Origin of the sequence: Mycobacterium palustre (assembly GCF_002101785.1) — a bacterium.
Classification (GTDB): Bacteria; Actinomycetota; Actinomycetes; order Mycobacteriales; family Mycobacteriaceae; genus Mycobacterium; species Mycobacterium palustre.
Window position 1 is genome coordinate 1 of sequence record NZ_LQPJ01000086.1, and the last position, 3,956, is coordinate 3,956.

Annotated in this window: 4 protein-coding genes and 1 pseudogene; 3 read left to right on the forward strand and 2 right to left on the reverse strand. The window is 63.0% G+C overall.

What is annotated here, in order from left to right; all coding sequences use genetic code 11:
• Window positions 1–78 precede the first annotated feature (78 nt).
• The 3 genes and pseudogenes from AWC19_RS30485 to AWC19_RS09240 form a co-directional block, all read left to right on the forward strand.
• Window positions 79–496 (forward strand): annotated as a pseudogene (locus tag AWC19_RS30485) (PPE family protein); the annotation flags it as partial.
• Window positions 497–1,140: 644 nt separating this feature from the next.
• Window positions 1,141–1,443 (forward strand): PPW family C-terminal domain-containing PPE protein, encoded by a 303-nt coding sequence (locus AWC19_RS30490; RefSeq protein WP_245848855.1) that lies wholly within the window; start codon window positions 1,141–1,143, stop codon window positions 1,441–1,443.
• Between the two features lie 433 nt (window positions 1,444–1,876).
• Window positions 1,877–2,128, forward strand: coding sequence for an MPN domain-containing protein (locus AWC19_RS09240; protein WP_085077758.1), 252 nt, complete (start codon window positions 1,877–1,879; stop codon window positions 2,126–2,128).
• 266 nt (window positions 2,129–2,394) lie between these two features.
• Here the strand turns inward: AWC19_RS09240 and AWC19_RS09245 are convergent, their stop codons facing one another.
• Complete coding sequence (locus AWC19_RS09245) at window positions 2,395–2,781, reverse strand: nitroreductase/quinone reductase family protein (RefSeq protein ID WP_085077759.1); 387 nt, start codon at window positions 2,779–2,781, stop codon at window positions 2,395–2,397.
• 242 nt (window positions 2,782–3,023) lie between these two features.
• Window positions 3,024–3,956 (reverse strand): NAD-dependent formate dehydrogenase (locus AWC19_RS09250; protein WP_085077760.1); only part of this gene is annotated, 933 nt, incomplete at its 5' end.

Below are 3,956 nucleotides of genomic sequence, written 5' to 3' on the forward strand. Positions count from 1 at the left end.
CAGAAAATCCCAACGCACCGCGAAGGGGGGGCCAAAACTAGCCGTCACACTGGGGCCACTTCAAGTTGACATTGCCAGCCCGGGCCGCTTCTCGCGTCGGCGCAGGCCTGGCGCAGCCTTGCCGCCGAATATGCCGCAATCGCTGCCGAACTCGATTCGTTGCTGGCGGCTGTTGCGGCGGCCGCGTGGCAGGGGATGACCGCAGAACGCTTCGTCGCGGCTCATCGGCCGTACCTCTGCTGGCTCTGGGAGGCCGTCGCGGCGGCCAGCACCGCCGCGACTGGACACGAAACCGCCGCCGCGGGCTATAGCGCCGCACTGGCGAGCATGCCCACGCTCGCCGAGTTGGCCGCCAACCATGCGCTGCACGGCGTCTTGGTGGCCACCAACTTCTTCGGCATCAACACCATCCCCATCGCCCTCAACGAGGCGGACTACCTGCGGATGTGGATGCAGGCCGCGACCACCATGGGCACGTATCACGCCGTCGCCGAAGAATGCCTCGCAACGATCCCTACCATCTCGGCCGCGCCGCAGATCGTCACGAGGGAAACGACTGCGGCGGATGGGAGCGACCCCGGAGACCCGACCGCGCTGATCATCCAGGCGCTGCAGAACGTTCTGACTCGCCTCGGCGATCTGGCCACGCAGTATCTGTCGGGACCCGCCGGCAGCCTGATCAGCCAGATGCTGGACTCGGTGGTCGCCTTCATGTCTACCCAGCTGTTCTTGATCCCCGCCTACTCGATCCTGGACCCGCTCATCTACATCGGGCCGTTCACCCCGGCGGTGCTGCCGTTCCTGGCTCCCATTGGGCTCGTCGGGTTGGTCGGCGTTGCCGAGGCTCCGACCGGCGAAGGCGCCACGCCGTTGGTTCAGGGAGAGTCACCCGAACCCCGCAGCCCGATGGTGGCGCCCGCGCCGCAGATCACCCTCGCGGGCAAGGCCACCGGCGCCCCAACCACGTCCGGTGGCGCCCCGGCCACGGCGACGCCTGCATCCGCAGCGCCGTCGGGGGTTCCTGCCACGCAGGTCTTCTATGCCGTCGGCGGCGGCCCCGACGGCGAAGGGTTCTCCCCTACGTCCGGGACCAAGGGCAGCGCCGCGCCCGCCGCGAGCGCGGTCGCCCCGGCCGCCGAAATGCCGGGCGCGAGCCAGCAGATCCGCGACAAACGCAACGCCAGGCTGCTCCAGCGTGGCCATAAGTACCAGTTCGCACACCTCGATGGCGACGCACCGGTGCTGCGACCGGAGGACCCAGCACCGGATTACGGCGCTCTTGCCTCCGATTCCGGGTCAGGGCCCTTCGGGTTCGGCGGAACCAACCCCAGAATCGCTGCTGCAAAGGCGAAAGGACTCACGCGCCTGGCCGGTGGCGCCCTCGACGACCTTCCCCGCGCGCCGATGCTACCCCGAAACTGGGACACCGATCGTTCGCCATGAGATCAGCAACAGCGCAAGTGCCCGAAGAGTGGGGCTACCAGTGAAGCGATTCGGATGTTGATAGAGATCTCCTCGGCGAGCCGGACCTAGCCACCGTGTCCAGGAACTGTTCAAAGCGGTGGTCGATGTGACCCTGACGATCAGCACGGGCAGCCTCGTCGCCATCGTGGATAGCCATAGCGCTATGGAAACCAACGATCGCTTGCGGCCCAATAAATATCCGCGGCCGCGGAACGGTCCTAGCCGAGCGGGAATGCGAATCGGCAGCCAAGGCAGTCGGTAAGCTAGCGGTTTGTCCAGTAGATGTCGCGACTCTTAACGCTTAAAGCTGCATTGGCACAGCGGTAAGAGCTTGAGCAACAGATCCACCATCGTGGCGGCGCTAGGCGAAGCCGCCAACGGTGTGTGCGCAAGGAATTAAGGGGCTCGCTAGATGTTCGATCTGACGCTAGAGCATTACGATTGGCTTCGGTTCAGAGCGGCGCAGGCATCGCCGTTTGAAGTCTGTGGCTTCATTATGCGCGACGGTTCCATCACCGAAATTCGTAACGTCGCTGAAAACCCTTACGATACTTTCACAATGGACCTACGCCAGATCAGTCGCCACGTTGACGTCGAACGGATCGCCGCGATCTGGCACACGCACCCGGGGGGCGACATCAGAGACCCAGCCAGGCTGATTTGAAAGCCATCAGTTTGTGCGAGTGGGACTATCTGATCGCTACAGCAGATGAGGTCGCTTGGTATGAAACCCAAGAGAGCGGTTTGCGGGTGTGGTGACTTCACGAGGATAAGGTCCAGCCGTCGTGCCGCCCGTCCTGATACGTAATCAAATGAATCCTGGGTATGACGATAGGGAGGGTCGGTTCAGGTCTTTTTCCGTGCCGCAGTGAAAACGAAGAATAACAGTGCATTACGAATCGCTGGACGTTGCGCGCAGGGACGTGCGCGTCAGTTCTTTGCGGTCAGCGCGAACACCGGGTGGTCGGCCTCGTCGGGCAACTGCCGAAAGGGTTTCTCCACGGCCCTGCCGACCTTAGCCTTATAGGCATCGATGATGGGTTTCCGGGCGCCCACCGGCGTTTCGGCTGCAATGTACTCATCGTGGCCAAGCTTGACATTCGGATTGGCTCGCACGTTCTTCGCCCACTGGGTCTGGCCATAGGCAGAGACCAAGTATTTGACGCCATCCACCTCCACCGGCGTGACCGGGACCTTCTGCGGCTGCTTGGTTACACGCTTGACGGCGGTTAGCGTCTCGACCGGGCCGAGCCCGATAGCCATGACGATGCGGTTGAAGACGGCGCGGTTTAACCACGGAGGTTCGAGATAGTCCATGAGTTGAGTGTGACCGTTGGGCTGCGATTTCCGCAATGGACTTGGGCCTGTAGGGCTTCGCGGTGGCGGTTGTACCCACCTGTTCAGGCAAGCCTTAACCAGTCGTTGCAGCGCTGGCGCCCTACCTATCGGATACCTTCAGCCTCAACGTCATCGTGCCGTCGCCATAGGAAATGCGAAGGCAGACCCCTCGTGCTTGCGCACTGGGCGACGATTTGAACCGTCGCGCGCAGGGGGTTGCGTTATGCGGTTGCGGTGTAGGAGCGCGCCCCCGTGCCAGCTAGTTGTCCGCCCGCAACGATCAGGTACTCGTCGCGGATCGGGGTGCCGGTGAAATAGCTTTCCAGGATCTCGCGCGTCCCTGCGGCGTAACGAGCTTGCGCCGACAGCGATGATCCGGAGATGTGGGGCGTCATGCCCTGGTGCGGCATGGTCCGCCAGGGATGCTCAGCAGGTGCGGGCTGCGGGTACCAGACATCGCCCGCATAGCCGGCGAGTTGCCCAGTTTTGAGCGCCCGCACTACAGCATCGCGGTCAACAATCAAGCCGCGGGCAGTATTGATGAGGTAGGCGCCGCGCTTCATCGTGGAAATCAGCTTGTCGTCGAACAATCCCCTGGTCTCGGGATGCAGCGGTGCGTTAATCGTCACAACGTCGAGATCGGGAATCATCTCCTGCACCGACGCGTGGTACGTCAGGCCCAGTTCGGCTTCGACATCGGCGGACAAGCGGTGGTTGTCGTAGTAGTGCAGACCCACCTCGAACGGTGCCAGCCTACGCAGGACCGCCAGACCGATCCGCCCGGCGCCTACCGTGCCGACCTGCATGCCTTCAAGGTCATAGCAACGTTGCACGCAGTCGGCGATGTTCCATCCGCCGTCGAGGACCCACTGATGTGAGGGAAGGTAGTTGCGGACCTGAGACAGGATCATCATAACCACGTGCTCGGCCACGCTGATGCTGTTGGAAAATGTGACTTCGGCGACGGTGATACCGGCCTTGATCGCCGCGTCCAGATCGACGTGGTCCGAACCGATTCCGGCGGTGATTACAAGTTTGAGTTTCGGTGCCCTGGCGATGCGTGCGGCGGTGAGGTAGGGGAGCGTCCCGGGGAGTGGTGTAAGTGATGGCGGCGTGTCGGTCCCTGACGTAAGAGGGCCATCGCGTGAGTCTCT